The organism is Streptomyces sp. NBC_00091 (assembly GCF_026343185.1).
Classification (GTDB): Bacteria; Actinomycetota; Actinomycetes; order Streptomycetales; family Streptomycetaceae; genus Streptomyces.
Genome location: NZ_JAPEMA010000001.1, coordinates 4193244 through 4218413, shown reverse-complemented (window position 1 = coordinate 4218413; position 25170 = coordinate 4193244). Strand labels below are relative to the sequence as shown.

At 73.3% G+C, this 25170-nt stretch carries 24 protein-coding genes, 1 other RNA gene and 1 pseudogene; 13 read left to right on the top strand and 13 right to left on the bottom strand.

From position 1 onward, the window contains the following. Positions 1–20 precede the first annotated feature (20 nt). Both OOK34_RS19475 and OOK34_RS19470 read left to right on the top strand, forming a co-directional pair. On the top strand, positions 21–1367 hold the full coding sequence (locus tag OOK34_RS19475) for a Bcr/CflA family multidrug efflux MFS transporter (RefSeq protein WP_267035131.1): 1347 nt from the start codon (positions 21–23) through the stop codon (positions 1365–1367). 9 nt (positions 1368–1376) lie between these two features. Next, on the top strand, positions 1377–2381 hold the full coding sequence (locus OOK34_RS19470; protein WP_267035130.1) for a small ribosomal subunit Rsm22 family protein: 1005 nt from the start codon (positions 1377–1379) through the stop codon (positions 2379–2381). A gap of 19 nt (positions 2382–2400) precedes the next feature. Here OOK34_RS19470 and ddaH read toward each other — a convergent pair whose 3' ends face one another. After that, entirely contained in the window at positions 2401–3210 is an 810-nt protein-coding gene (ddaH, locus tag OOK34_RS19465; protein ID WP_267035129.1) for a dimethylargininase, read from the bottom strand. Between the two features lie 162 nt (positions 3211–3372). Between ddaH and OOK34_RS19460 the strand changes: the two genes are divergently transcribed. The 4 genes from OOK34_RS19460 (at position 3373) to OOK34_RS19445 (ending at position 5937) form a co-directional block, all read left to right on the top strand. Further along, positions 3373–3996 (top strand): TetR/AcrR family transcriptional regulator, encoded by a 624-nt coding sequence (locus OOK34_RS19460; RefSeq protein ID WP_267035128.1) that lies wholly within the window; start codon positions 3373–3375, stop codon positions 3994–3996. Between the two features lie 149 nt (positions 3997–4145). Next, positions 4146–4895 carry a bifunctional DNA primase/polymerase gene (locus tag OOK34_RS19455; RefSeq protein WP_267035127.1) on the top strand — a complete coding sequence of 250 codons (750 nt, stop codon included), beginning with the start codon at positions 4146–4148 and terminating at the stop codon, positions 4893–4895. Positions 4896–5105: 210 nt separating this feature from the next. Continuing rightward, positions 5106–5675 carry an RNA polymerase sigma factor gene (locus OOK34_RS19450; RefSeq protein ID WP_267035126.1) on the top strand — a complete coding sequence of 190 codons (570 nt, stop codon included), beginning with the start codon at positions 5106–5108 and terminating at the stop codon, positions 5673–5675. After that, complete coding sequence (locus tag OOK34_RS19445; protein WP_267035125.1) at positions 5656–5937, top strand: hypothetical protein; 282 nt, start codon at positions 5656–5658, stop codon at positions 5935–5937. Before OOK34_RS19450 ends, OOK34_RS19445 begins: the two co-directional genes overlap by 20 nt. Before the next feature lie 19 nt (positions 5938–5956). Here the strand turns inward: OOK34_RS19445 and yaaA are convergent, their stop codons facing one another. From yaaA to OOK34_RS19430, 3 genes are all read right to left on the bottom strand, one after another. Next, positions 5957–6757 carry a peroxide stress protein YaaA gene (gene yaaA / locus OOK34_RS19440; RefSeq protein WP_267035124.1) on the bottom strand — a complete coding sequence of 267 codons (801 nt, stop codon included), beginning with the start codon at positions 6755–6757 and terminating at the stop codon, positions 5957–5959. Between the two features lie 194 nt (positions 6758–6951). Further along, complete coding sequence (locus OOK34_RS19435) at positions 6952–7386, bottom strand: hypothetical protein (RefSeq protein ID WP_267035123.1); 435 nt, start codon at positions 7384–7386, stop codon at positions 6952–6954. Positions 7387–7496: 110 nt separating this feature from the next. After that, entirely contained in the window at positions 7497–8453 is a 957-nt protein-coding gene (locus tag OOK34_RS19430) for a helix-turn-helix transcriptional regulator (protein ID WP_267035122.1), read from the bottom strand. Between the two features lie 327 nt (positions 8454–8780). Between OOK34_RS19430 and OOK34_RS19425 the strand changes: the two genes are divergently transcribed. Together OOK34_RS19425 and OOK34_RS19420 are read left to right on the top strand one after the other, a co-directional pair. Then, the gene (locus tag OOK34_RS19425; RefSeq protein WP_267035121.1) at positions 8781–10223 is read left to right on the top strand and encodes an RNB domain-containing ribonuclease; all 1443 of its coding nucleotides are present in this window, start codon (positions 8781–8783) and stop codon (positions 10221–10223) included. 417 nt (positions 10224–10640) lie between these two features. After that, the gene (locus OOK34_RS19420) at positions 10641–12101 is read left to right on the top strand and encodes a hypothetical protein (RefSeq protein WP_267035120.1); all 1461 of its coding nucleotides are present in this window, start codon (positions 10641–10643) and stop codon (positions 12099–12101) included. 4 nt (positions 12102–12105) lie between these two features. Here OOK34_RS19420 and OOK34_RS19415 read toward each other — a convergent pair. Next, positions 12106–12481: pseudogene (locus tag OOK34_RS19415) on the bottom strand (hypothetical protein); the annotation flags it as partial. Beyond that, positions 12478–12912: a hypothetical protein gene (locus OOK34_RS19410; RefSeq protein ID WP_267035119.1), complete on the bottom strand. Its 435-nt coding sequence runs from the start codon at positions 12910–12912 to the stop codon at positions 12478–12480. The pseudogene OOK34_RS19415 and the gene OOK34_RS19410, both read right to left, overlap by 4 nt. Before the next feature lie 325 nt (positions 12913–13237). Here OOK34_RS19410 and rnpB point away from each other — a divergent pair. Beyond that, positions 13238–13640: RNase P RNA component class A (gene rnpB, locus OOK34_RS19405), an RNA gene on the top strand. Positions 13641–13683: 43 nt separating this feature from the next. Here the strand turns inward: rnpB and OOK34_RS19400 are convergent. Then, positions 13684–14298 carry a DUF4352 domain-containing protein gene (locus OOK34_RS19400; RefSeq protein WP_267035118.1) on the bottom strand — a complete coding sequence of 205 codons (615 nt, stop codon included), beginning with the start codon at positions 14296–14298 and terminating at the stop codon, positions 13684–13686. Positions 14299–14483: 185 nt separating this feature from the next. Here OOK34_RS19400 and OOK34_RS19395 point away from each other — a divergent pair, with 185 nt between their 5' ends. Continuing rightward, a complete protein-coding gene (locus OOK34_RS19395; protein ID WP_267035117.1) occupies positions 14484–16532 on the top strand; it encodes a serine/threonine-protein kinase in 2049 nt (682 codons plus the stop codon). Positions 16533–16621: 89 nt separating this feature from the next. Here OOK34_RS19395 and OOK34_RS19390 read toward each other — a convergent pair whose 3' ends face one another. The 3 genes from OOK34_RS19390 to OOK34_RS19380 are packed head-to-tail and all read right to left on the bottom strand — an operon-like array spanning position 16622 to position 19556. Next, positions 16622–17956 carry a bifunctional RNase H/acid phosphatase gene (locus OOK34_RS19390; protein ID WP_267035116.1) on the bottom strand — a complete coding sequence of 445 codons (1335 nt, stop codon included), beginning with the start codon at positions 17954–17956 and terminating at the stop codon, positions 16622–16624. Then, positions 17956–18699 carry a zinc ribbon domain-containing protein gene (locus OOK34_RS19385; protein ID WP_267036822.1) on the bottom strand — a complete coding sequence of 248 codons (744 nt, stop codon included), beginning with the start codon at positions 18697–18699 and terminating at the stop codon, positions 17956–17958. The genes OOK34_RS19390 and OOK34_RS19385 overlap by 1 nt, the downstream gene beginning before the upstream one ends. Further along, a complete protein-coding gene (locus OOK34_RS19380; protein ID WP_267035115.1) occupies positions 18696–19556 on the bottom strand; it encodes a Nif3-like dinuclear metal center hexameric protein in 861 nt (286 codons plus the stop codon). Before OOK34_RS19380 ends, OOK34_RS19385 begins: the two co-directional genes overlap by 4 nt. A gap of 184 nt (positions 19557–19740) precedes the next feature. Here OOK34_RS19380 and OOK34_RS19375 point away from each other — a divergent pair, with 184 nt between their 5' ends. Both OOK34_RS19375 and OOK34_RS19370 read left to right on the top strand, forming a co-directional pair. Then, positions 19741–20826 (top strand): hypothetical protein, encoded by a 1086-nt coding sequence (locus OOK34_RS19375; RefSeq protein WP_267035114.1) that lies wholly within the window; start codon positions 19741–19743, stop codon positions 20824–20826. 34 nt (positions 20827–20860) lie between these two features. After that, entirely contained in the window at positions 20861–21502 is a 642-nt protein-coding gene (locus OOK34_RS19370; protein WP_267035113.1) for an HAD-IA family hydrolase, read from the top strand. Positions 21503–21564: 62 nt separating this feature from the next. Here OOK34_RS19370 and OOK34_RS19365 read toward each other — a convergent pair whose 3' ends face one another. Genes OOK34_RS19365 through OOK34_RS19355 form a run of 3 tightly spaced genes read right to left on the bottom strand, consistent with a single transcriptional unit; the run spans position 21565 to position 24526 of the window. Then, positions 21565–22506 carry a 3-oxoacyl-ACP reductase gene (locus OOK34_RS19365; protein WP_267035112.1) on the bottom strand — a complete coding sequence of 314 codons (942 nt, stop codon included), beginning with the start codon at positions 22504–22506 and terminating at the stop codon, positions 21565–21567. A gap of 37 nt (positions 22507–22543) precedes the next feature. Beyond that, positions 22544–23620, bottom strand: coding sequence for a Zn-dependent alcohol dehydrogenase (locus OOK34_RS19360; protein ID WP_267035111.1), 1077 nt, complete (start codon positions 23618–23620; stop codon positions 22544–22546). Between the two features lie 33 nt (positions 23621–23653). Then, positions 23654–24526: a MaoC/PaaZ C-terminal domain-containing protein gene (locus OOK34_RS19355; RefSeq protein ID WP_267035110.1), complete on the bottom strand. Its 873-nt coding sequence runs from the start codon at positions 24524–24526 to the stop codon at positions 23654–23656. Positions 24527–24775: 249 nt separating this feature from the next. Here OOK34_RS19355 and OOK34_RS19350 point away from each other — a divergent pair, with 249 nt between their 5' ends. Next, positions 24776–25135 (top strand): DNA-binding response regulator, encoded by a 360-nt coding sequence (locus tag OOK34_RS19350; RefSeq protein WP_267036821.1) that lies wholly within the window; start codon positions 24776–24778, stop codon positions 25133–25135. The last annotated feature ends 35 nt before the right edge of the window (positions 25136–25170 follow it).

Sequence of the window (25170 nt, the reverse complement as noted above, 5' to 3'; positions counted from 1 at the left end):
TGAAAAGACTGGAGTTCCGCATGTCGGAGAGAGGCCCCTCGACGGCCCCCTCGCACGAGCCGTCGCACGAGCCGTCGCACGAGCCCCCTGCCGGCTCCGCTGCTCCCGCCGCTCCCCTGACGGCCGCGCGCCGCACCGGACTGCTGGTCACCTTCATCCTGGGCGGACTCAGCGCCCTCCCCCCGCTGTCCATGGACATGTACCTGCCGGCCCTGCCGGAGGTCACTTCCGCCCTGCGCAGCCCGGCCGCGACCGTCCAGCTCACCCTCACCTCCTGCCTCGCCGGCATGGCGCTCGGCCAGCTGGTCATCGGCCCGATGAGCGACAAGTGGGGGCGCCGCAGGCCCCTGCTGGCCGGCATGGTCGTCTACGTCCTCGCCACCGCGATCTGCGCCCTCGCCCCGAGCGCCGGGCTGCTGATCGGCTTCCGGCTGCTCCAGGGCCTGGCCGGCGCGGCCGCCATCGTCATCGCGCGGGCCGTCGTACGCGATCTGTACGAGGGGGTCGAGATGGCCCGCTTCTTCTCCACCCTCATGCTGATATCCGGGACCGCCCCGATCATCGCCCCGCTGATCGGCGGCCAGGTGCTCCGCTTCGCCGACTGGCGCGGGGTCTTCGTCGTCCTCACCGCCGTCGGCCTCGCGCTCACCCTGCTGGTCTGGCGCAGCCTCGGCGAGACCCTGCCGCCCGAGCGCCGCCAGACCGGCGGCGTGGGCGCCGCGCTGCGGACCATGCGCGGGCTGCTCGGCGACCGGGTCTTCGCGGGGTACACCCTGACGGGCGGCTTCTCCTTCGCGGTGCTCTTCTCCTACATATCCGCCTCGCCCTTCGTCGTGCAGGAGATCTACGGGGCCTCCCCTCAGGCCTTCAGCCTGCTGTTCGGCCTGAACTCCGTCGGGCTGATCGTCGTCGGCCAGATCAATGGCAAGCTGCTGGTCGGCCGGGTCAGCCTGGACAAGGCCCTGGCCGCCGGCCTCGCGGTCATCACCGCGGCCTCGGTCGCCCTGCTGCTCATGTCCACCGGGGTGTTCGGGAAGGCCGGGCTGGTCCCGGTCGCCGCCGCGCTGTTCGTGCTGATGTCGGCGATGGGCCTGCTGCTGCCGAACACCAACGCGCAGGCACTCATGCGCACCCCGCACGCCGCCGGATCGGCGTCCGCGCTGCTGGGCACCTCCTCCTTCCTGGTCGGGGCGATCGCCTCGCCGCTGGTCGGCATCGCGGGCGAGGACACGGCGGTGCCGATGGCACTGGTCCAGCTGACCTGCTCGCTGCTGGCGGTGGCCTGCTTCCTCGGGATGTGCCGGCCGTGGCGGCCCCGCGCACCCATGGCCGTACCGGACGCCCCGGCCGCCCCGGCCGCGCCGTAAACTTCGCAGGTGAACGCCGCCTCCGCCCCCACCACCGCCGAAACCCTCCGCAGCGCGCTCGGCGGGCTGCTCGACGGGCTCCCGCCGAAGCAGGCCACGGCCGCCGTCGAGCGGCTGATCGCCAGCTACCGGGGAACCACCCCCACCGACGCCCCCGTCCTGCGCGACCGCTCCGACGTCGCGGCGTACGCGGCGTACCGGATGCCGGCCACCTTCGAAGCCGTACGCTCCGCCCTGGACGCGCTGGCCGAGGCCGCGCCGGAGTGGGTCCCGGGCTCGCACGTGGACGTGGGCGGCGGCACGGGAGCCGCGACCTGGGCGGTCGACGCCACCTGGGACGGACCCCGCGGGACCACGGTGCTGGACTGGGCGGAGCCGGCCCTGGCCCTCGGCAAGGAGCTGGCGGGGCGCTCGTCCTCCGAGGTGCTGCGCGCGGCCGAGTGGCGCAGGGCCGTCATCGGGAGCGGGATCAGCCTCCCCGAGGCCGACCTGGTGACCGTGTCGTACGTCCTGGGCGAGCTCACGCCGCAGGCCCGCCAGGCGGTCGTCGCCGAGGCGGCCCGCGCCGGGCGGGCGGTGGTGCTGATCGAGCCGGGCACGCCCGAGGGGTACCTGCGCATCCGCGAGGCCCGCGAGCAGCTGATCGAGGCCGGGATGACGGTGGCGGCGCCCTGCCCGCACGACGGGGCCTGCCCCATCGAGGTCGGGCAGGACTGGTGCCACTTCTCGGCGCGGGTCAGCCGCTCCTCCCTGCACCGGCAGGTCAAGGGCGGGTCCCTCCCGTACGAGGACGAGAAGTTCAGCTACGTCGCCGCGACGCGGTTCCCCGTGGCGCCGGTCCCCTCCCGGATCACGCGCAGGCCGCAGATCCGGAAGGGGCTCGTCCTGCTGGACCTGTGCGGTCCCGAGGAGGCGGGCCTGACCCGGGCCACCGTCACCAAGCGCCACGGCGACCTCTACAAGGCGGCCCGGGACGCGCAGTGGGGCGACGCATGGCCGCCCGCCTCCGCATAGGACTCAGGGCCTCAGCTCCTCAGGGCCGCAGCTCCTGGGTGCAGCACTTCACGCTGCCGCCGCCCTTGAGCAGCTCGCCCAGGTCCATCGGCACCGGCTCGAACCCCCGCTCGCGCAGCGGCGCCAACAGCCCGGCCGCGGCCTGCGGGAGCAGCACGTGCCGCCCGTCGGAGACCGAGTTCAGGCCGAAGGCCGCCGCGTCCTCGGCCTCCACGAGCAGGGCGTCCGGGAAGAGCCGGCGCAGGACGGCCCGGCTGCCCGGGGAGAAGGCCGGCGGGTGGTACATGATCTCGTCGCCGTCGAGGACGCAGAGCGCCGTGTCCAGGTGGTAGTAGCGCGGGTCCACCAGGTCGAGGCCGATGACGGGGCGGCCGAAGAACTCCTGCGCCTCGTCGTGCGAGAGCGGACTGGAGCGGAAGCCCCGGCCGGCCAGGATGTAGGTGGCGGTGACGGCGAAGTCCCCCTCGCCCTCGTTGACGTGGGAGGGCTCGTGGACCTCCTCGAAGCCGTGCTCGCGGAACCAGTCGAGGTGGATCTCCGCCTCGGCGGCGCGTTCCGGGTAGGCGAAGCGGGCGCCGAGCACCCTCCCGTCGACGACGAGGGCCCCGTTCGCGGCGAAGACCATGTCGGGCAGGCCGGGATCGGGCACGAGGGTCTCGACGGTGTGGCCGAGGGAGAGGTAGCGGTCCCTCAGGTCTTCCCACTGGGCGTGTGCGAGGGGCAGGTCCACCGGTTTCGTGGGGTCCATCCACGGGTTGATGGAGTACGTGACCTTGAAGTGTGCGGGTGGGCACATCAGGTAGCGCCGGGGTGTGGCGTCTCTGCGCAAAGAAGGCTCCTCACGACTACGACTACGGACTCACGGCACGGTGCTGTGCGTGTGTCGAGAGAATCGTCCCTCCTGCGGGCTGACCGCGCAGTGAACTGATCGGGTGATTACCACAACGGCTGGAAGACGAGACGTTTCGCACCGTCTTGATACGTTGGCCCGGTGACCAAGCCCCCCGACGCCGCCCGCCGCAGCGACCGCTCCCGGCGCGCCATCCTCGACGCCGCCCTCGTGCTGCTCGGCGAGGTCGGCTACAACAAGCTGACCATCGAGGCCATCGCGGCCCGCGCGGGAGTCGGCAAGCAGACCATCTACCGCTGGTGGTCCTCGAAGGCCGCCGTACTGCTGGACGCCTCGCTGGCGCTGGCCGGAGAGGCCGGCGCGGAGACCGGCTGGAGCTTCCCGGACACCGGGGACCTGGCGGCCGACCTGAAGTCCGTACTGCGGGCGACGGTCGACGAGTTCGCCGACGCCCGGTACGAGGCCCCCGCGCGCGCCCTGGCCGCCGCCGGGGCGACCGACCCGGAGCTGGGGGCCCGCTTCACGGAGAAGCTGCTGGAGCCGCAGCTCGCGCTGTACGAGGCGCGGTTGCGGGCGGCCCGGGAGGCCGGGCAGCTCCCGGCGGACGCGGATCTACGGCTGACGGTGGAGATGCTGGTGGGCCCGGTGACGTACCGGTGGCTGATGCGGACCGCGCCGCTGACGCACGCGTACGCGGACGCGCTGGTGGACGCCGTGCTGGGCGGCGTGGGATACGTCACCGCCGGGCGGCCCGGGAACCGGTGACACCGGCCCGGACGGAACCATATGGCCTGATGGTGTGGTTATGTGGGGAACTCGATCGGGGAGTCCGTTCGGGGGGTGCGGTCACCCGGCGCTCCGGATGGTGGGACCATGGAATGGTCTGCCGGGGCAACGGTGAGGTGAGGGGATAGATGGGGTCTGAGTCCGGCCGCGTCAAACGCGGCGAGCAGAGCAGGATTTCCCAGTGGCTGCGCCGCCGTGCGAAGCCCGCCCCCGAAGACCCCGCCAAGGAGCGCGAAGCCCTCCTGCTGGCCGTCGCCGCCGCAGGCCTCCCGATCGCCCCGGCCGCCCATCCCGCCGGCTACCGATGTTCGTGCGACCGCATCGGCTGTCCCACGCCCGCACGGCACCCCGTCTCCTTCGCCTGGCAGACCCAGTCGACCACCGACCGCGCGCAGATCGAGCGCTGGGCCCGCAACCAGCCCCAGGCCAACTTCATCACCGCCACCGGCATGGTCCACGACGTCCTGGACGTCCCCCTGGAGGCCGGGCGCAGCGCGCTGGAGCGCCTGCTGGCCGCCGGCATCGAGGTCGGCCCCGTCGCCGAGTCCGGCGGCACCGGCGACCAGGCCCGGATGCTCTTCTTCACGGCGACCCGCGGGACGCCGGAGGACGAGGACGAGTGGTGGCCCTGCGAACTGGACTGCCACCCCGAGACGATGGACGAACACCCCGGCCTGCGCTGGCACTGCCGCGGCAGCTACGTCCTGCTCCCCCCGGCCGCCCTCCCGGGCGAGCACTCGGTGAGCTGGCTGCGCGACATCCGCCACCCGCTGCCGGACCCGCTGACCCTGCTGGAAACCCTCACGGACGCCTGCGCCCAGTACGCGGGCACCACCGACCAGACCCCGGCCGCGGTGGCCTGGCCCCTGGGCCGCTAGGCCGGAGACACACGGCGCGATCACGGCGCGATCAACTTTTCCGCGGGCCCGCCGAATCCTTTCGGTGGGCCCGTGCCTCCTATACATGTGCCGGCGAACGTCGGGACGTGACGCAGGAGGTCTTCATGCTCATAGGTATCGCCATCGCCGCCGGAGCCGTGCTGCTCTGCACGTGCAGCTACTTCGCCGTGCGCAAGTGGAAGCAAGCCCGTGGCTGACGCGTCCTGGCCCGGTGAACAGCTGATCGTCGCCGCCCAGCGCGGCGACGTCGATTCGATCACCGCCCTGGTGTCGGGTTCGCACCCGAACGTGCGGCGGTTCGCCCGCTCGCTCTGCGCCACCCCCGAGGACGCGGAGGACGCGGCGCAGGAAGCCTTGATCATCCTGTATCGCAAGATCGGGATGCTCCGGGCGTCCGGCGCGCTGGCCTCGTGGATGTTCCGCATCGTCCGCAACGAGTGCCTGCGGCGCGCGCGGACGGTGCGGGCCCACGCCCCCCTGCCGGACGCCGCCGTGCGCTCGGCAGAGGAAGAGGTCCTACAGCGCATCGAGGCGGGCGAGGTGGCGGCCGCCATCGCCGCCCTGCCGGCCGAGCAGCGCAGCGTGCTGATCATGCGGGACATCCAGGGCCACAGCGGACGGATGGTCGCCGAGACGCTCGGCCTCAGTACCGCCGCGATGAAATCCCGGCTGCACCGCGCCCGCACCGCGGTCCAGCAGTCCCTCCGCGCCACATCCGAATCCGCGTCTGGAGACACCCGTGACGACGACCGGCCCTGACTTCGCGAGTTCGTCCCTGCCCCGCCACCTGGTCCGGGGCGCGATCGGCTTCGGCGGCCTGATCGGCTCGGTCGCGCTCATCCCGGCCACCGGCCCGGTCAGCCTGCTGCTCCTGCCGGTCGGCGTACTGGCCCTGCGCGGCTGCCCGATGTGCTGGGCCATCGGCCTGATCCAGACCGTCTCGCGGGGTCGCCTCAAACGCACCTGTGAGGACGGCCAGTGCCGGCTGGCCGTCGCGGACGAACGACGGAAGGGCGGGTAGGGGGCCGCCCTGTGAAGAATCAGTGGATCTGGGTGACGACCACGTCGAGGGACCAGGCCTTGGCCGGCTTCGCGGGGGCCTCGGCCTCGACCGCGTAGCCCAGGTCCCGCAGGGCCGTCACCAGTTCCGCCGGGGTTTGCGGGACGGCGCCGGCCAGCAGCAGGTCCCGTACCAGGCGGCCCTTGGTGGCCTTGTTGAAGTGGCTCACCACCGACCGCTTCTCCACCCCGTCCACGATCTGCGAGTGCAGCACCCGCACGGTGGCCGTCCGCCCCGCCGGCTCCCCCTTCGGCTTCCACGCGGCCGCGTACGCCGCCGAGCGCAGGTCGAGCACCAGCCCGTCCCCCGCCGCCCGCGGCATCACCTCCGCCATCGGCGTACGCCAGTACGCGCCCAGCGCGCCCAGCGCGGGCAGCTTGACCCCCATCGAGCACCGGTACGACGGGATCCGGTCGGTCACCCGCACCGCGCCCCACAGCCCGGAGAACACCAGCAGCGTCCGCTCGGCCAGCTCCCGCGCGGGCGCCGGCAGCCCCGCCAGGTCCAGGGCGTCGTAGAGCACCCCGGTGTAGATCTCCCCGGCCGGGCGGGCCGCCGCCGAGCGCAGGGCGGCGTTCTTCGCGACCTCGCCGCGCAGCCCCTCGCTGAGTCCGAGCACCTCACGCGCCTTGAGCTCGTCCCCCGCGCACAGCTCGACCAGCTCCTCCAGCACGGCCGCCCGCGCACCGGCCAGCCCAGGCAGCGACAGGGACTCGGGCTTCAGCGGTGCGCCGGAGCCGCCGGCGGCCTTTCCCTCGGAGGGCGGCAGCAGCACGAGCACGGTGGTTCTCCTTCAACGGCATACATCTCGGCGCAGGGGGTGCGGCCCCCCAGCCAGGGTAGACGGCCCGCCGTCGGCCGCTCACCGGCGAGCGGCCACGACCGCGCCCCCGGTCGGTGGGACCGGGGGGCGGGCCGTGGCCGCCGGTGGGGGGTGTGGGGGTGTGAGGGGGTGGGCGGCCTAGGGGAAGGGGATCAGCCGCAGGCGCCGGTGAGCCGGGTGACCCCGACCCACACCTGACCGCTCCAGTTGATGTTGACGTTGGTGCCGCCCGTGCCCAGGGTGTTGCTGGCCCACACGGCGCCGGAGTTGTTGTAGATGACGAAGTTCCCGTCACCCTGGTAGACGGCCCGGTTCCCACCGCTCCCGTAGGTGTGGGACGCCCAGCACACCCCCCACTTGCTGCCGTACAGCACCAGGTTCCCGTCGCTCTGCATCACCAGCCGGGCGTACCCGTACTGGGTGCTGCTCTCGATCTGGCTGCCCGCCCACAGGGTGGAGCCCCGGTTGAGGTGGTCGCTGGTGACGCCCGTGGCATCGGCGGCATCGGCGGACGCCGTGCCGGCGAAGCCCAGCAGGGACGTCACGGCCAGTGCCAGCGCTGCCGCTGCGGTCTTGCCTCGTTGCATGGTCGAGCCTCTCGTGTGGCGGACGGTGCTGCGGGACGGACCGACTGTCCGCCCCGCCGGCGCAGGCCGTCCAGGTCTTTCGAAGAGGTTCGAAAGACCTGGACGCGGCCTCATCCGCGCAGTAGAAGGGACCCCAGCGAGGTCACCGAGTGGAGCACCGTGTTCCGGTGCCGGGTCGAGCTGATCAGGCCCGCCGCGCGCAGCACCGTGGTGTGGTGACTGACCGAGGCCTGCGACATTCCCACCAGCCGGGCGAGTTCCGAGGTACTGCGGGAGGTTTCCGCGGTGGATTGCAGGATTGCCGTCCGGGTACGGCCCATCAGGGGTCCGAGTTTCCCGGCGGCGGGCGCACCCGGGGAAACGGTGCGTCTCGCCGGATAGGTGAGTACGGGGGGAAGTTCCGGGTCGAGGAGCGAAACCGGGGTGCGGGCCCGGAACAGGGTGGGGACGAGTAGGAGTCCCCGCCCGTTCAAGTGCAGTTCCTGGTTGACCGAATACCGGACTTCGAGCACGGGCGGATTCCACCGCATGCCCGGGCCCAGGTCCGAAAGGACGCCCTCGATTCCCGATTCCGCCGCCACCGTCGCCTGCGCCGCGTACTCCGCCCGCACCGTCGTCCGCATCGACTGCTCCAGGGGCGCCAGCGCCGTCGCGTAATAGCCGCGCAGCGCCCGGGCCAGTCCGCGCAGCGCGTCGGGGCGACCGGCGGCGAGGTCCCTCGTCCAGGGCGGCAGGGTGCCGCCCGCCGCGAGGACGGTCAGGTCCCCGCGCAGGTGGCGGGCGGGCGTGGCGGTGAGGGCGTCGATGCCGTGCTCGATCCCCAGGGCCCCGTCGGGAGGGGTGAGGAAGTCGGGAAAGTATCCGTACGGGCGTACCAGGGGGAGCAGCGTGCGCAGGTTCCCGGCCTGCCGGGCCAGCACGTCGCGGCCCCAGCACTCGGCTGCGGGGCTGCCGGCGCGGTGCTGTAAGACGCGGAGGCTCAGCACCGTCTCCCACAGGGGGTCCGGCCGATGGGCCACGCTCGTGCGGACGAGGTCGGCTCCGGTGAAATGAATGCGCAACAGCATGTCCCGCCCCGTTGGGTGAGGTGGATGAGCCGGATGAGCCGGCCGACTTCGCCGACGTGGCAGTCTTGGCGGACCAGGCGGACTTGGCGCACTTTGCAGACCTGGCCGAGTTCGAATCGGTTCGAATGAATGCGGCGGAAACGGATCCGGCCGCTCCCCCGCGCCGGTAATCCGCCCACCACATTGCGCCCCGGCGGGGCCCCATATTCCAGGCGGTTTCACGCCGTCGTACGGAATGCCTTCCGCGCCGCACTCCGCAAAGGGGACACGGCCGGGGCCGCGGGCCGTGTCCGCGCGGATCCCCCGGGCAGGGCCTACGCTCGGTCCATGCCACGCCGTCACATGCACATGGCCGGAGCGGACGGGGCTGCCCTGCGCGCCGCGCTGCGGGACCTGCGGACGCGACTGGGCGTGCCCGGGGCCTTCCCGCCGGAGGTGCTCGCCGAGGCCGGGCGGGCGGCCGCCGCTCCCCGGCTGCCGTCCGAGGACGCGACCGACATCCCCTTCTTCACCATCGACCCGCCGGCCTCCGTGGACCTCGACCAGGCCATGCACCTGGCGAAACGATCCGCCGGCGGCTACCGCGTGCACTACGCCATCGCCGACGTCGCCGCGTTCGTCACCCCCGGCGGCGCCCTCGACGCCGAGGCCCACCGCCGGGTGACCACCCTCTACTTCCCCGACGAGAAGGTCCCCCTGCACCCGCGCGCTCTCTCGGAGGGCTCGGCCAGCCTGCTGCCGGACCAGGACTGCCCGGCGCTCGTGTGGCGGCTGGACCTGGACTCCGAGGGCCGGGTCGAGACCACCGAGGTCCGCCGGGCCATGGTCCGCAGCCGGGCCAAACTCGACTACGACGGCGTCCAGAAGGCCATCGACACCGGCACCGCCGACCCCTCCCTGGCCCTGCTGAAGGACATCGGGAACCTGCGCGAGGCGCTGGAGACCGAGCGCGGCGGCATCTCCCTGAACGTCCCCGAGCAGGAGGTCGTCGCGCGGGACGGCTCGTACAGCCTGGCCTACCGGGCGCCGCTGCCGGCCGACGGCTGGAACGCCCAGATCTCCCTGATGACCGGCATGGCGGCGGCCGACCTGATGCTCGCCGCCGGCACCGGCATCCTGCGCACCCTCCCCGCGGCCCCCGACGGCGCGGTCGGCCGGCTGCGCCGGGCCGCGAAGGCCCTGCGGATCGAGTGGCCGCACCACGTCCCGTACGCGGCCCTGGTGCGCTCCCTCGACCCGCGCCGCCCCGCGCACGCCGCCTTCCTCCAGGAGTGCACGGCCCTGCTGCGCGGCGCCGGGTACACGGTCTTCACCGGCGGGCAGACCCCGGACCCCGCCCTGCACGCGGCGGTCGCGGCCCCGTACGCCCACTGCACCGCCCCGCTGCGGCGGCTCGTCGACCGCTACACCGGCGAGCTGTGCGTGGCGGCGGTGGCGGGGGCGGAGCCGCCGCAGTGGGCGGTCGAGGCGCTGGAGGCGCTGCCGCGCGAGATGGCGGAGGGCACCCGGCTGGCCAACCAGGTCGAGCGGGAGTGCGTGGACCTGGTGGAGGCGGCCCTGCTCAAGGACCGCGTCGGGGAGACCTTCGAGGCGACGGTCATCGACGTCAAGGAACAGGAACCGCTGGTCGGAACCGTCCATCTGGAGGACCCGGCGGTGGTGGGCCGGGTCGAGTCCCGCGAGGCGGAGCTACCGCTGGGCGACCGTATCCGGGTCCGCCTGACCCAGGCCGACCCGGGCACCGCGAAGATCCTCTTCGCCCCGGCGTAGCCCGGCGGCGGCAGGTCGACAGCTGTTGATTTGGCTGTGGGGCATTGTTGGCCGTCGGGTACCCCTTTTGGGTGAAGGGGTACGGCGTTACAGGGTTTGTGTTCTTGCTGGGCTGTTTCCCTGTGGGGGTGACTTTGTCCGCTGTGGCGAGTGGAGGGGAGGCGGCTGGTGGCACGCGGTGCACGGGGGAAGCGGCGGGAACTGCGTTCGCTGGCCGCTCCGTTCACGGTCGCCGCGCCTGCTGGTGCGCGTATCCGTGACCGGCTGCGCCTGAGTTCGGCGGATGAGAAGGTCCTGAGGTTCCTGGGTGAGCACCTCGGTCATCACGCGCGTGTGGATCTGGCTGTACGTGTCCGTTTGGGCAGGGTGGCGGTCAGGGAGAATCGGCGGGCGGAGCGTAAGCGAGCGCTGACGAAGGTGTCCTCTTCACGCTGGGCGGGTGCGATCACCCGGGCCAGCGAGGACCAGTACCAGCTCTCCCTGCGATGCCTGTTCGATGAGCGGGCGTCCCTGCGCCGGGCCATCGCGAAGATCCGTCAACGCTTGGCGGCGCCCTGCGGTCGGCGTGTGGGCGGTGTCCATGGATACCGGGACCGGGCCGAGCGGGCGCAGAAGCGGCACCGGCTGGAAGTGCTCACCGCGCGCCTGGCCGGGGTGGAGGCGCGTATCGAGGCCGGGCATCCGGCGATCGTGGTGGGAGGGCGCCGGCTCGCGAAGAGTCGGCACAATCTCGACGAAGCCGGTCTCACCGAGGCCGAGTGGCGCCAGCGGTGGGACGCAGCCCGCCTATTCCTGACCGCCGACGGCGAGACCGGCGCGCCGTACGGGAACTACACGATCAGTGTGGACCCGGCCGACGGCACGGTCACGATCGTCCTGCCCGAACCGTTGCGACATCTCGCGAACGCGCCGCGCGGGCGCTACCGGCTCGCCTGCGCCGTCACCTTCCACCACCGCCGGGGCGAATGGCTGGACCGGGTCACCGCCAACAGGGCCGTGCGCTACGACATCGTGTGCGACCCCGAGCGGGGCCGCTGGTACCTCGACGCCTCCTGGGCCAGCCCGAGAGCGGTCCAGCCCACCCCGGACGAGCTCGCCGCCACCGGTGCCCGGCTGCTGGGCGTGGACCTCAACGCCGGCCACCTCGCCGTCTGCGTCATAGACGCCCACGGCAACCCGGTCGGTGCACCCGTCACCGTACCCACCGACCTGACCGGACCCGCATCCCAGCGCGACGGCCGTCTGCGCGCCGCGATCACCGAACTCATCAACCTCACCAGGGCGCACGGCTGTGCCGGGCTGGCGATCGAGAACCTCGGCTTCGCCGACGCCCGTGCCACCGGCCGGGAAACCATGGGACGCGGCAAACGCGGCAAGACCTTCCGCCGCACCGTCGCCGGACTGCCGACCGCACGCTTCCGCGAACGCCTGCGCGGCATGGCCCACCACGCGGGCCTCGTCGTCGTCGCGGTCGACCCCGCCTACACCTCCCGCTGGGGCAGCCAGCACTGGCAGCGCCCCTTGCAACAACAATCCAAGACCACGCTCGTCACCGGCCACCACGCGGCCGCTGTGGCGATCGGCAGGCGCGCCCTCGGATACGGGATACGGCGTCGGCCAGGTGTGACCGCACACGACCAGAGGATCGTGGCGCGGAGAGCTACCGGCCAGACCGTCCCCCGCCCCAGGGCGCACGGGACCACGAGCCCGCCAAGGACCACAGGCACACCCCACCCGGGTGGCAAGACCTGCCGGGCCCGAAGCGACCAGCTCGTGCTGTTCCCCGTCTCCAAGACCGTTCGGGAGACACCCGGTACCAGACGCTCAGCGTCCGGCCCGGTTCATGGCGACTCGGCCGACACCGGCCCACTCGCATAGCAACGGTCACGCAGGCGGCGTGCAGGGCGAGCAGCAGCACCCCGTAGACGTCGAGCACCAGCAGCACGCGGTGCACGGCGGGCCAGGGGGGAGGCGACGGCCCGCAGCTCGTGCAGCAGCAGCCGCAGGACCGCCTCCGGCACGACGGCGCGTACGGTCTCCCGCCAGGACCGGGTCCGCGCGTACAGCGAGCCCAGCACCCAGGCCTCCAGCAGCAGCACCCCGAGCACCAGGGCCTCGGCGGCGGCCGTCGCCCACCCGGGCAGCCGCACTCCGGCCGCGAGGCACAGGACGAGGACCAGCTCGCCCGGGATCACCGCCGCGGCCGCCACCCGGGCGGCGCGTATCCCCGTCCCCGTCACCGTCACCGTCACCCTCATCGCCGCCCCCGCTCCGTGAAGGCCCGCATGACCCGGCGTACGACCTCGGCCTGCGCGGGGGCGAACTCGGCGAGCAGCGCCTCCTCGAAGCCGGCCACGACGGGCCCGTCGGCGGGGATCGCCGCGAAGACCGCGTCGGGGACGGCGGCCACCATCTCCGCCGCGAGCGGGCCGATCCGGGGATCGTCGGCCGGGGCTCCGGCCAGCTCGTCCAGCCGCTCGTAGAGCGCGAGCACGGCGGGATCGGAGGCCAGCGGCCCGAGCAGGGCGTAGATCTCCTCGCCGCCGGCGCCCGGGGCGTCGAGCAGGGTCAGGTGGTCGCGGTGTCCGTTGGGGTGCCGCTCCCGTTCTCGGAGCAGCCCAACGCGGCCGTATTCCCGGATCGTCCGGGTGGTGACCCGGACGATCCCGGCGGTCTCTTCGATCCGCATGCCCCTCATTGAAGCTCTCTCCCGGCCAAGGCCAGGAGACTCCCTCCTGGATCACTCCGGCGGGTTTGACGGCACTCACGTCCGTCCGACGACGATCCTCCCGACCGCCGGGCAGGTCACGACCTGCCGGTTCGCAAGCGACTTGACTATCGTCACCATGCGATTACATACCGTAGCAGGGGGTTGCGAGGCTCCGTTGGCCAAACCGAAAATGCCCCACCTTCGCGGTAAACGACGGATACTCGGCGGGATCGGAGGGAAACCCTGCCGCTGCGTCAAGGTCAAGCCGCCGCGGACAGCCGGGTAGCATGGTCGGCACGACAGACGAGTCGGCCGGGCGGCCGCGTCGGGGTCCCAGGATCCCGCCGAGGAACGTCCGGGCTCCACAGGGCAGGGTGGTGGGTAACGCCCACCCGGGGTGACCCGCGGGACAGTGCCACAGAAAACAGACCGCCGGGGACTTCGGTCCTCGGTAAGGGTGAAACGGTGGTGTAAGAGACCACCAGCGCCTGAGGTGACTCAGGCGGCTAGGTAAACCCCACCTGGAGCAAGGTCAAGAGGATCCGTCCCCGGACGGGTCTGCGCGAACGCTTGAGGGCTGCCCGCCCGATGTTCGCGGGTAGACCGCACGAGGCCGGCGGCAACGCCGGTCCTAGATGGATGGCCGTCTCCCCGGCGACCGTGAGGTCTCCGGGCGACAGAACCCGGCGTACAGGCCGGCTCGTCTGCCGTTCCCCCCTCGCCCTCCGGGCCAGGGGGGTGTCCCGGCGGCTACTTCACCGGGGTGCTGTACGTCTTGCCGAGCAGGCCGTTCTTGAAGTGCACCGTCTTCGCGGTGACCTTCCCCTTGACCGTGATCGTCCCGGTGACCTTCTCGCCCTTGGCCAGCTTCACGGTGTCGATCTGGTCCTCGGCCGCCGCCAGTTCGATCTGCTTGCGCGTTCCGTCCGCGGTCGTCACCTCGAAGTAGAGGACGTTGACGTCGACTTCCTTGGCTCCGTTGTTGACGACGGTCACCTGCACCGAGGTGTGGTCTCCGTCCTGGGCGAGGATGCCGGCCTTGAACTCCGTCGGCGAGGCGGTCAGCACCACGTCGGCGTTCTTGTCGGGGGCCGGCGCCGGCGCCTCGGACTTCGCGGGGGCGGAGCCGGCCGGGGCGGAGGACGCCGGGACCGGCACGGCCTCGGCGGAGGCCGGGCTCTTGGGGTCCTTGGACGAGTCGCCGGTGCCGACGACCGCAGCGCACCCCGCGACGAGCAGCGACAGTACGATCAGGCCGCCGCAGCCGATGCCGATGATCTTGCCCGTGTTCTTCTTCGGGGGCTGGGGCGGGACGGGGTGGCCGTAGGGCGGGGGCGGGGTCTGGCCGGGGTAGGGGGTGCTCATGACGACTCCTTCGGTGAATGGTTGATGTCGGGCTCAAAGCCGTATGCCGAACACCCTTGGAGGAGCGCCGCGTTCGGAAGATGAGCGACATTTAGCTTAAACAAAATGTTTAAATGCGCCATCGGGAGTCCCAAGGATGAGACGAACCCGGTCCCCCGAGCCGCGCAGACAGAGAGAAGCCCCCTTTGAGAACCACTGGCCCCGGCGGGCGGGTTCGGCCCGCCCGCCCCGGCGATCCGAAGAGGATCGGCCCGTACCGGATCATCGGGCGTCTCGGCACGGGCGGTATGGGCACCGTCCACGCCGCCCTGGACGCCCGGGGGGTACGGTTCGCGGTCAAGGCCGTCCACCAGGCGCAGGCCGAAGACCCGGAGTTCCGGGCCCGGTTCCGCCGCGAGGTCGCCCTGTCCGCCCGGGTCCAGGGCCCGTGCCTGGTCCCCCTGCTGGCCGCCGACGCGGAGGCCGAAACCCCGTGGCTGGCAACGGAGTACGTGCCCGGCCCGACGCTGAACCAGCACCTGGCCGCCCACGGGCCGCTGACCGGCGCCGGCCTGTACGCCTTCGCCGCCGGCACCGCGCAGGCGCTCGCGGCGATCCACCGGGCGGGGGTGGTCCACCGGGACGTGAAACCGCAGAACGTCATCCTGAGCCCGGCCGGGCCGAGGGTGCTGGACTTCGGCATCGCCCACGCCGCCGACGGCACGTCCGTGACCCGCACCGGCGTGATGACCGGCACGCCGGGCTGGATCAGCCCCGAGCACTACCGCGCCGGTACGTCCGGACCGCCCGGGGACGTCTTCGCCTGGGGCGCCCTCGCCGCCCACGCGGCCACGGGCCGGCTGCCGTTCGGCGCCGGAGCCCCCGACGTGGTCGCGTTCCGCGTCATGTCCGGCGACCCCGACCTCACCGGGGTCCCCGAAGCGCTCCGGGAGGTCGTGGAGCAGACCCTCGCGAAGGACCCGGCCGACCGTCCGACGGCCGAGGAACTGGCCGCCCGCTGCGCGGCCCTCCTCGCCGCGGAGGCCACCCAGGTCCTCACCCCGGGCTGCCCGCCCACACTGGCCGGCGACCTCGTCCGGGCCCACTGGGACCTCCCCGCCCCCGCCGACCCCACCTGGCCGGGCCGGCCCGTCCGGACCCGGAAGCGGACCCTCGTCGCCGTCATCGTGGCCGGCGCCCTCCTCGGCGGCCTGGCCGGCGGCGCGGCGGCCCTCACTGCGGGCAAGGACGGCGGCCCCCGGAGCCCCGGGGCTTCCGGTTCGGCCGCGCCACCGCAGGGCGCGGGGTCCCGCTCCGGTGACGCCGGCGCCCCCGGCGGTACGGCCCGGACGGATCCGCTGAACCTGCGCAGGACGCCGGTGGTGAAGGACCCCCTCGCCGGGGTGGCCGGTCCCGCCTTCACCCGGTCCGGCGAGCAGCCCCAGCCCCGCTTCGCGGACTGGCAGGCCGGCCGCCTCCCGGTCGCACAGGGCGAGAAGGACACGGGGAAGGACATCGTGGACTACACCCGCGCGATCCTCGCGACCAAGGGGAGGGCCGATGTCCGCCCCACGGTCACCTTCAACGACGAGACGCAGAGCGTCATCGTGACCACCGACCCGCAGCCGACCTGGCCGGAAGCGGATCAGGCGTTCTTCTCCCGCGCGGCCTCCATGGCCGCCTGCACGGTCCTCGCCCACCGCCTCAAGGCGGAGCCGACCACGTGGAAGCACGGCGCCTACGTGGTCTTCTGGCGCGAGTTCACCTCGGACGCGTCCCCGTCGAACGTCCACGTCCTGGACTTCGGGCAGGCCACCAGCGGTTGCGGATCGAGGTCGGGCACGGGTGAATGGGCCGGCAGTACCCCCGGGATCCGCACGGCGATGGAGACGAGCACCGACCGGGCCGAGATCCGCGTCGCCGACGACACCGTGAAGGCGGTGAAGCGCGCGTGGGACGAGCGGGTGGCCGAGGGGCACGGGTTGGTCCCCTTCGACCGCGAGGACGCCTTCCAGCTCGGCTTCGACCCGGTGGAGAACGTCATGTACGTGTGGGCGTGGGACGGCTACGGGGCGGTCCAGAGCAAGGCCCAGACCGCGCACTTCGCCGACGTGGTGTCCAAGACGGCCTGCGCCAAGCTGGCGGCCGAGTACAACGCGAACGCGCACTGGCCCTACATGCGGTGGGTCGCCGCCTCCTACACCGGCAACAGCGGGCAGGCGTTCATCCACGGCTCCGGCACTTGCAAGGCATGACGCCGGGCCCCTGACCGCACTCGGACGACGAAGGACCCCCGCCCGGTGGGTGGGGGTCCTTCGTGTCTCGCGGGGTCGCCGTCGCGCGGCTAGCGCAGGTGCGAGGTGTCGTTCAGGAGGCGGACCGAGGCGTTGCCGTCGGCGTAGTAGGCCACCGCCGAGAGGGAGGCCGCGGAGAGCTCCATCCGGAACAGGGCCTCCGGCGGGGCGCCCAGGGCGAGGCGGACCAGCGTCTTGACCGGCGTCACGTGCGTGACCAGCAGCACCGTGCGGCCCGCGTGCGCGGACAGCAGCCGGTCGCGCGCGGCCGAGACCCGGCGGGTGACGGCGGTGAAGCTCTCGCCGCCGCCCGTGGGGGCCGCCTTCGGGGAGTCCAGCCACGCCTGGAGGTCGTCCGGGAAGCGTTCCCGGACCTCGGCGAAGGTCAGGCCCTCCCAGGCGCCGAAGTCCGTCTCGCGCAGGCCCTCCTCGACCGTGACCGGGAGCCCGAGCCGGTCGGCCACGGCCTGCGCGGTCTCCCGGCAGCGGAGCAGCGGGGAGCTGACGACGGCCTGTACGGTGCCCCGCGCGGCCAGCGCCTCGGCGACGGCGGCGGCCTGGCGGCGGCCGGCCGGGGACAGCTCCGGGTCGGTGCCGCCGCTGCCGGAGAAGCGCTTCTGCGGGGTCAGGGCGGTCTCGCCGTGACGCAGCAGCACGAAGGTGGCGGGGGTGCCCATGTCGGGCCCGCCCCAGCCGGTTCCGTTGCCCGCGGCGGCGGGGGCCGCGCCGGAGCCGGCCGCCGGGGCCGGGATGCGGCCGGGCGCGAGCGTGGGCTCGGCTTCGCCGAACAGCGTGTCGCCGCCCGCCGCGGCGGCGCTCCGGGCCGCGCTCACGTCGGCCGTCGCCGCCGCACGGGTCCCCGTACCGCCGCCGGAGGCGAGGGCGGCGCGGACGGCCGCGGCGCCCTTGGCCGCGTCCCCCGGGGGGCCGGCCGGGGCGAGGTCGGCGGTGGAGGCCGAGGGCTCCCACTGCTTGCCGCGCTTGCCCGCGTCCATCGCCTCGTTGGCGAGCCGGTCCGCGTGCTTGTTCTTCTCGCGCGGGATCCACTCGTAGGTGACCTGCGCGCGCGGGAGGATCGTCGCGGCCTCCGCCGCGAGCGGCTTCATGTCCGGGTGCTTGATCTTCCAGCGGCCCGACATCTGCTCCACGACGAGCTTGGAGTCCATCCGGACCCGGACCATCGCGTCCGGCGCCAGCTCGCGCGCCGCCCTCAGGCCCGCGATCAGGCCCTTGTACTCGGCGACGTTGTTCGTCGCGACGCCGATGAACTCGGCGCGCTCGGCCAGGGTCTCACCGGTGGCCGGGTCGAGGACGACCGCCCCGTAGCCGGCGGGACCCGGGTTGCCCCGGGAACCGCCGTCCGCCTCCACGACGAAACGCGGCATCAGATGCCCGAGTCCGCCGCACGGACCAGGATGCGGCCGCAGTTCTCGTGCCGGACGACCTGGTTGACGGCCGCGGCCTTGATCTCGTTGATCTCGGCCATGTCGAGCTCCAGCCGGCAGCCCTCGCAGCGCCGCTGGTACAGGCGCGCGGCGCCGACCCCGCCCTGCTTGACGCGGATCTTCTCGTACAGGGCCATCAGGTCGGACGGCATGGAGCCGACGATGACCTCGCGGTCCTTGGCGATCTTCGCGGCCTCGGCGTCGATCTCGCCGGTGGCGGCGTCGCGGCGCGCGGTGGCGTCGGTGAGCTTGGCCTCCAGCGCGCCGACGCGCTCGGTCAGCTCGGTGACGCGCTCCTGCGCGGCCTCCAGACGCTCCATGACCTCCAGGACCACGTCCTCCAGGTCACCCTGCCGCTTGGCGAGGGAGACGACCTCGCTCTGCAGGTTCGCCAGGTCCCGGGCCGAGATGCCCGCACCGGAGTCCAGGCGCTGCTGGTCCCGGGCCGCGCGCTGGCGCACCTGGTCGACGTCCTGCTCCGCCTTGGTCTGCTCGCGGGCGGCGTCGCTGGCCTGCGTCTGGGCGGCGACGAGGAAGTCGCGCTGCTGGCTGAGGTCCTTGGTCAGGGAGTCGACCTCGGCGTGCTCGGGCAGCGACTTGCGCTTGTGGGCGAGCTGAGACAGCCGGACGTCCAGGGCCTGGACGTCGAGAAGTCGGATCTGGTCGGCGGGCTCGGCGTTCAGTTGGGGGCTCCAGAGGCACTAGAAGGGGGTGTGACGGACGGCGCGTGCGCCGTCCACGGGTCGGTGACCGTGCGCGAGACGTGGGTCCGCAGACCCCAGCCGTGGCGCTCGGAGATCGCGTCGAGCTGGGCGGCGGCCTGCTCGCACCAGGGCCACTCGGTGGCCCAGTGCGCGGCGTCGACGAGGGCGAGCGGGCTCTGCTCGCGGGCCTCGGACACCGGGTGGTGGCGCAGGTCGGCGGTGAGGAAGGCGTCCACGCCGACGGCGCGGACCTGCGCGAGGAGGCTGTCGCCGGAGCCGCCGCTGACGGCGACGGTACGGATCGGCGCGTCGGGGTCGCCGGCGGCGCGGATGCCCTGCGCGGTGTGCGGCAGCCGGGCGGCGGCGCGGGCGGCGAACTCGCGCAGGGTCTCGGGGTGGTCCAGCTCGCAGATCCGGCCCAGGCCGCGGCGGCCCGCCGGGTCGGTGGGGTCGGGCACGAGGGGGCCGGTGACGCGCAGGTCGAGGGCGCCGGCGAGGGCGTCGGAGACCCCGGGGTCGGCGGTGTCGGCGTTGGTGTGGGCCACGTGCAGCGCGATGTCGTTCTTGATCAGCGTGTGCACGACGCGGCCCTTGAAGGTGCCCGCGGCGACGGTGGTGGTACCGCGCAGGTAGAGGGGGTGGTGGGTGACGACCAGGTCGGCACCGAGCTTCACCGCCTCGTCGACGATCTCCTGTACGGGGTCCACGGCGAAGAGCACCCGGGTGACCTCGGCGTCGGGGTCGCCGCAGACGGTGCCGACGGCGTCCCACTCCTCGGCCCGCGAGGGGGGCCAGAGAGCGTCCAGCGCGGCGATGACTTCAGAGAGACGGGGCACGGGCCAAGGCTACCGTCCGTGGCGACCGGTGGTCCCCTGGCCGGGGCACCTGTCCCGGCCAGCACAACCGCACCCGCCGCCACCGGCGAATCGGGGGGCGGCCACCCGTACGTGTGAAGCGCGCTGGCTCGTGTTGTTCGGGTGGAAGTGCGAAAACTAGCTTCCTCTCCGGAGGTAACGCCGGATGACTGTCTGTGCCACCGAGATCACGACGACCGCCGCGCTCACGACTGCCGCGCTCACGATCGCCGCCGACGGGGCGTACGCCGCCCGGCTGGCCGGGGAGGGCGAGGCGCGCTACCCGGAACGCTGGACGCTGAGCGGTCCGGAGCCCTACGCGGTGCCGCTGCCGCTCGCGCAGCCGGAGGAGGCGGACAGCGAGGTGCTGGCGCTGGCCGACGGGCAGGTGCTGATCCACCGCCGGGTCGCCGACCGGCACGCCTTCGCGCTGCTGTACCCGTCGGGCGCCGCGGAAGGCCCCCGCACCGGGGAGTTCCAGCTGGGCTCGGTGGAGGCCGAGGAGGGGCTACGGGTACGCCTGCTGCCGCCGTCCCCCGACGGGTGCGGGGCCTTCGCCCTGGCGGTGGGGGCCGAGGAGAGCACCGTCTGGCAGCTGACCGGGGACTGCGGCGGGCCCCGGCGGGCCGCGGTGGTCCCGGGCCGCTGCTCCGGCGGGGTCTGGCTGGACCGGGCGGGCCGGCTGCTGGCGCTGGACCGCGAGGTGGACGGCCGCACCAAGGCCGTCGCCGTGGACCTGGGCCGGGGCGGGGTGGTCAGCCCGCTGCTCCAGATCGCGCAGGACAGCGACGACCGGCTGCTGCTGGCGGCCCCGGACAGCGGGCTGCTGCTGATCCGCTCGGACGCCCCGGGGGAACCGCGGCTCGGCTGGGGGGTACTGGGCAGCGAACGCCCCGTCCGCTTCCCGGAGTGCCTGCGGCTGGAGGAGGACGCCCGCCCCTTCGCCGTGCAGCCGGGCCAGGTCCTGATGCCGGAGACCTGCGGGGTCGCGCTCCGGGTGGGCGAGGCGGGCCTGGCCCTGTGGCGCCCCGCCGACCGGTACGTCTTCCGGCTCGGCGCCCCGGCGGGCTGGCTCGGCAGCGGCCTGTGGACCCCGGACGGGCGGCTGTGCCTGCCGTACGCCACCCCCGAGGTGCCCTGCGGGATCGTGAGCCTGAGCCAGCCGGTGGCCCCGCCGCCGCCCGTGCGCCTGGACCCGCCCCCGCCGCCGCCCGCCCGCCCGGTCCCCCTCCAGCAGGCACCGCTGCGCTGACCCGCCGCGGCAAGTGCCGTGATAGGGAAGGGGGATGACGACCCTCACAGCCCCCGGCACGGCCAGGCCCTTCGACGCGGTCCTGTGCGACCTCGACAACGTCATCCGCTTCTACGACTCCACCCGGCTGGCCGAGCTGGAGCGCCGGGCCGGGCTGCCCGAGGGCACCACGGCGGCGGTGGCCTTCTCCCCCGAGCTGGACGGGCCGCTGCTGCTCGGCCGGATCACCCGGGACCAGTGGCGGGAGTCCATCGCCGACGCGCTCGCCCGCTCCGGCCGGATATCCGGGGAAGGCGCGCGGGATCTGGCCGGGGCGATGACCCGGTCCCCGTTCACGGCCGACGCGGCGGTGGTCTCCGTACTGCGCGGGGCGCGTGCGGCCGGGCTCTCGCTGGTCCTGGTGACCAACGCCTCCCTGGACCTGGAGGAGGACCTGGCGGCGATGGGGCTGACGGACCTCGCGGACCACGTCGTCAGCAGCGCCCTGGAGGGGGTGGCCAAGCCGGACCGGGAGATCTACGCGATCGCGGCCGGACGGGCGGGGGCCGCCCCCGGGCGCTGCCTGTTCGTGGACGACCGGCTGGAGAACGTCGAGGCGGCCCTCGCGTTCGGGATGGCCGCCGTGCACTACCGCGGGCCCGCCGACCTGCACTCCGCGCTCGCCTTCCTGCGCTGACACGGCGGCACGGCGGCGGCACGGGGGTCCCCTCCCCGGGCCGCCGTACCGCCCGCGACCCGTCAGCCGTGCTTGAGGCCCAGGACCTCGGCCGCCGCGAAGGTCTCGTTCGCCGGGCGGGAGTCGTAGTGCGGGGTGAGGAGTCCGTCCAGCTCCTCGAAGGAGAAGGCCTCCTTGGCCGTGTCGAACTTCGCGGCCACCCGGGGGCGCTCCATCACGACGACGATCCCGCCGTGCACCACGAAGAGCTGCCCGTTCGCCTTGGCGGAGGCCGGCGAGGCCAGGTAGCCGACGAGCGGGGAGACGTGCTCGGGGGCGAGGGCGTCGAGCCTGCCCTCCTCCGGGACCTGGAAGCCCGCGAAGACGTCCTCGGTCATCCGGGTACGGGCGCGCGGGCAGATGGCGTTGGCCGTGACCCCGTACTTGGCCAGGGCCAGGGCGGTCGAGGTGGTCAGACCCACGATGCCGCCCTTGGCCGCCGCGTAGTTGGGCTGGCCGGCGGAACCGCCGAGGAAGGCCTCGGAGGAGGTGTTGACGATCCGCCCGTACACCGGGCCGCCCGCCGCCTTGGAGCGTTCGCGCCAGTGCGCGGAGGCGAAGTGGGTGGTGTTGAAGTGGCCCTTGAGGTGGACCCGGATCACCGAGTCCCACTCGTCCTCCGTCATCGAGAAGACCATCCGGTCCCGCAGGATGCCCGCGTTGTTGACCAGGACGTCGAGCTTCCCGAAGCGGGAGACCGCGAGGCCGACCAGCTCCCGCGCCTGCTCGAAGTCGGCCACGTCACCGAGGTGCGCCACCGCCTGCCCGCCCGCCGCGCGGATCTCCTCGGCCACCTCCTCCGCCGGGGCGGCCGAGGCCTCCCCCGAGCCGTCGCGGCCGGCCTGCCCGAAATCGTTGACGACCACGCTCGCGCCGAGCCGGGCGAGCTCGAGCGCCTCGGCCCGGCCGAGCCCGCGGCCGGCGCCCGTGACGATGGCGGAGAGTCCCTCAAGTGGGAGTGACATCCGTGGCGTTCCTCTCAGCGTCTTCGTGGAATCGGTCTCAGAGTTCGATGCAGGTGCGCAGGGCGACGCCCGTGCGCATCTGGTCCAGGGCCTCGTTGATCTCGGCCAGGTTCACCCGGTGGGTGATCAGGTTCGCCAGGTCGATCCGGCCGGCCCGCCACAGCGCGATGGTGCGCTCGTAGGAGCGGAGCACGTCGCCGCCCCCGTACATCGACGGCAGGATCTTCTTCTCGTCGAAGAACAGCGAGAACATGTTGACCTGGTAGTTGTCGTCGAGGGCGCCCGCGCCGACGATGACGACGCTGCCGCCGCGCCGGGTCATCTCGTACGCCTTGTGCGCGGTCGCGGACTTGCCGACGACCTCGAAGACGTAGTCGAAGCCCTCGCCGGCCGTGACGCGGTTCTTGGCGTCGGCGAACTCCTCCGGGGAGACGGCCTCGGTGGCGCCGAACCGCAGCGCCGCCGCGCGCCGCGAGGCGACCGGGTCGACGGCGATGATCTGCGCCGCGCCCTGCACCTTGGCGCCCTGGATGACGGATATGCCGACGCCGCCGCAGCCGATGACGGCGACCGAGGAGGCGGCCTCCACCTTGGCGGTGTTGATGGCCGCGCCGAGCCCGGTGGTGACTCCGCAGCCGATCAGCGCGGCGATGTCGAAGGGCAGGTCGTCGGGGATCGGGATGGCGCAGGCGGCCGGGACGACCATCTCCTCGGCGAAGGTGCCGGTGCCGGCGAAGCCGAAGATGTCGCTGGCCGCCCGCCTGAAGTTGGGGGTGGCGACGTTCCCGAAGGCCTCCAGGCACAGGTGCCCCTGGCCGCGCTTGCAGGCGGGGCAGTGGCCGCACGGCGGCAGCCAGCAGACGAGGACGCGGTCGCCGATCGCGTGGCCGGTGACCCCGTCACCGACGTCGGTGATCACCCCGGAGCCCTCGTGGCCGGGGATGAAGGGGGCGGGCTGCGGCAGGACGCCGCTCATCGCGGAGAGGTCGGAGTGGCACAGGCCGGTGGCCTTGATGCGGATCCTGACCTTGCCGGGGCCGAAGCCCACGGCCTGCATGTCGTCGACGACCTCGAGCTTCTCCTGGCCTATCTCGCTCTGCAGTGCTGCGCGCACGGTGCGGCTCCTTCGGTGGGTGCGGTCCTGGTGCTACGAGTGTTCGACGACGGTGTCGGCGAGGACCGGCGCGTCGTCCCGTTCGACGGCGGTCACCGAGACCAGCACGCGGCCCGTCTCCTGCCACATCCGGATGCGCAGCGTCTCCCCCGGGAAGACGATCCCGGCGAAGCGCGTGCGGTAGGCGCGGACCCGGGACACGTCCCCGCCGAGCACGGTGTCGACGACGGCCTTGAGGGTCATCCCGTACGAGCACAGGCCGTGCAGGATCGGCTTGTCGAAGCCGGCCAGCTTGGCGAACTCCGGGTCGGCGTGCAGGGGGTTCCAGTCCCCGGAGAGCCGGTAGAGCAGCGCCTGCTCCTCGCGGATCGTCCGCTCCTCGGTGCGGTCCGGCTCCCGCTGGGGCAGCTCGGCCCTGACGGAGGGCCCGCGCTCGCCGCCGAAGCCGCCTTCACCGCGTACGAAGATCTGCGCGTCGCTGGTCCACAGCGGCCCGTCGGCGTCCGCGACCTCGGAGCGCAGCACGATCACGGCCGCCTTGCCCTTGTCGTAGACGGCGGCGACCTTGGAGGTGGAGGTGGCGCGTCCCTTGACGGGGATCGGCCGGTGCAGCTCGATGGAGTGCCCACCGTGCAGGACGGCCGCGAGGTTCACCTCGATGCCGGGGGCGGCGAGGCCGCCCAGCATGGCCATGCCTGCGCCGGCGACGGTCGCGAAGCTGGGGAGCACGTGGAGCTTGGACTCCAGGGTGTAGCGGAGCTCGTCGGGGTCCGTCGCCAGGCTCTGCCCGCGCACGGGCGCTCCCGCCCCGAGGCCGAGGTGGTAGAGCTGGATGTCCTTGTGGTCCCAGCCGATGTCCCCCTGGCGGGGTTCGGCGGCGAGGGCCTTGGCGGCATCGATCGGCATGAGGATGCTGCTCCTTTGGTTCCTTGGAAGACCTCGGTACGGCCGTCCGCACCGTCGACCGCACCGAGGTCGTATGCGGGGCCGGCCGCCAGGGCGCGTTCTAGAACGCGTTCTAGCGTCGGCTGAAGGCATGTATAACGCACGCCCCAGCACTTGGGAAGACTCCTGACTTCACGTCAGATCACCATGGGCCGGGGTGTGTTGCACCATGCCCAGGGAGCGGCCCGTTACGCTTCGGCGGTGGACGAAATGCCCGTGACGCACCGGCCCGCGCGCTCGCTGCGCGTCCTGCTGGACCCGCCGAACCCGGCCCTCGCGATCCGGCTCGGCCTCCAGCCGGACATCGAGGTGGTGGACTCCCCCACGGCCCGGCCCGCGGTGGCGCTGGTGGAGGAACTCGCCTCGGTGGCGGCCCTGCTGGCCGAGGACCCGGAGTGCCGGGTGCTGCTGGCCACCGGCTCGGCCCACCCCGGCCTGCGGGACGCGGCCCTGGCGGCGGGCGCCTCGGGCCTGGTCCTGCGGGACGGCCCGGTCGAGGACCTGGCGGACTGCCTGCGCCGCGCGTCGATGGGCGAAACGGTGGTGGACCCCGCGCTCGCGGGCCCGTGAGAACACACCGAGCGGCCCTCCGCCTGCCACCGGCG

What these genes read in the sequence shown, in the direction of transcription:
- OOK34_RS19365 (WP_267035112.1), bottom strand. Translation starts at nt 22,506, where the DNA reads ATGTCACTCCCACTTGAGGGACTCTCCGCCATCGTCACGGGCGCCGGC.
- OOK34_RS19355 (WP_267035110.1), bottom strand. Translation starts at nt 24,526, where the DNA reads ATGCCGATCGATGCCGCCAAGGCCCTCGCCGCCGAACCCCGCCAGGGG.
- OOK34_RS19475 (WP_267035131.1), top strand. Translation starts at nt 21, where the DNA reads ATGTCGGAGAGAGGCCCCTCGACGGCCCCCTCGCACGAGCCGTCGCAC.
- OOK34_RS19430 (WP_267035122.1), bottom strand. Translation starts at nt 8,453, where the DNA reads ATGCTGTTGCGCATTCATTTCACCGGAGCCGACCTCGTCCGCACGAGC.
- OOK34_RS19400 (WP_267035118.1), bottom strand. Translation starts at nt 14,298, where the DNA reads ATGAGCACCCCCTACCCCGGCCAGACCCCGCCCCCGCCCTACGGCCAC.
- OOK34_RS19375 (WP_267035114.1), top strand. Translation starts at nt 19,741, where the DNA reads ATGACTGTCTGTGCCACCGAGATCACGACGACCGCCGCGCTCACGACT.
- OOK34_RS19435 (WP_267035123.1), bottom strand. Translation starts at nt 7,386, where the DNA reads ATGCAACGAGGCAAGACCGCAGCGGCAGCGCTGGCACTGGCCGTGACG.
- OOK34_RS19390 (WP_267035116.1), bottom strand. Translation starts at nt 17,956, where the DNA reads ATGCCGCGTTTCGTCGTGGAGGCGGACGGCGGTTCCCGGGGCAACCCG.
- OOK34_RS19455 (WP_267035127.1), top strand. Translation starts at nt 4,146, where the DNA reads ATGGGGTCTGAGTCCGGCCGCGTCAAACGCGGCGAGCAGAGCAGGATT.
- OOK34_RS19350 (WP_267036821.1), top strand. Translation starts at nt 24,776, where the DNA reads ATGCCCGTGACGCACCGGCCCGCGCGCTCGCTGCGCGTCCTGCTGGAC.
- OOK34_RS19370 (WP_267035113.1), top strand. Translation starts at nt 20,861, where the DNA reads ATGACGACCCTCACAGCCCCCGGCACGGCCAGGCCCTTCGACGCGGTC.
- OOK34_RS19410 (WP_267035119.1), bottom strand. Translation starts at nt 12,912, where the DNA reads ATGCGGATCGAAGAGACCGCCGGGATCGTCCGGGTCACCACCCGGACG.
- OOK34_RS19425 (WP_267035121.1), top strand. Translation starts at nt 8,781, where the DNA reads ATGCCACGCCGTCACATGCACATGGCCGGAGCGGACGGGGCTGCCCTG.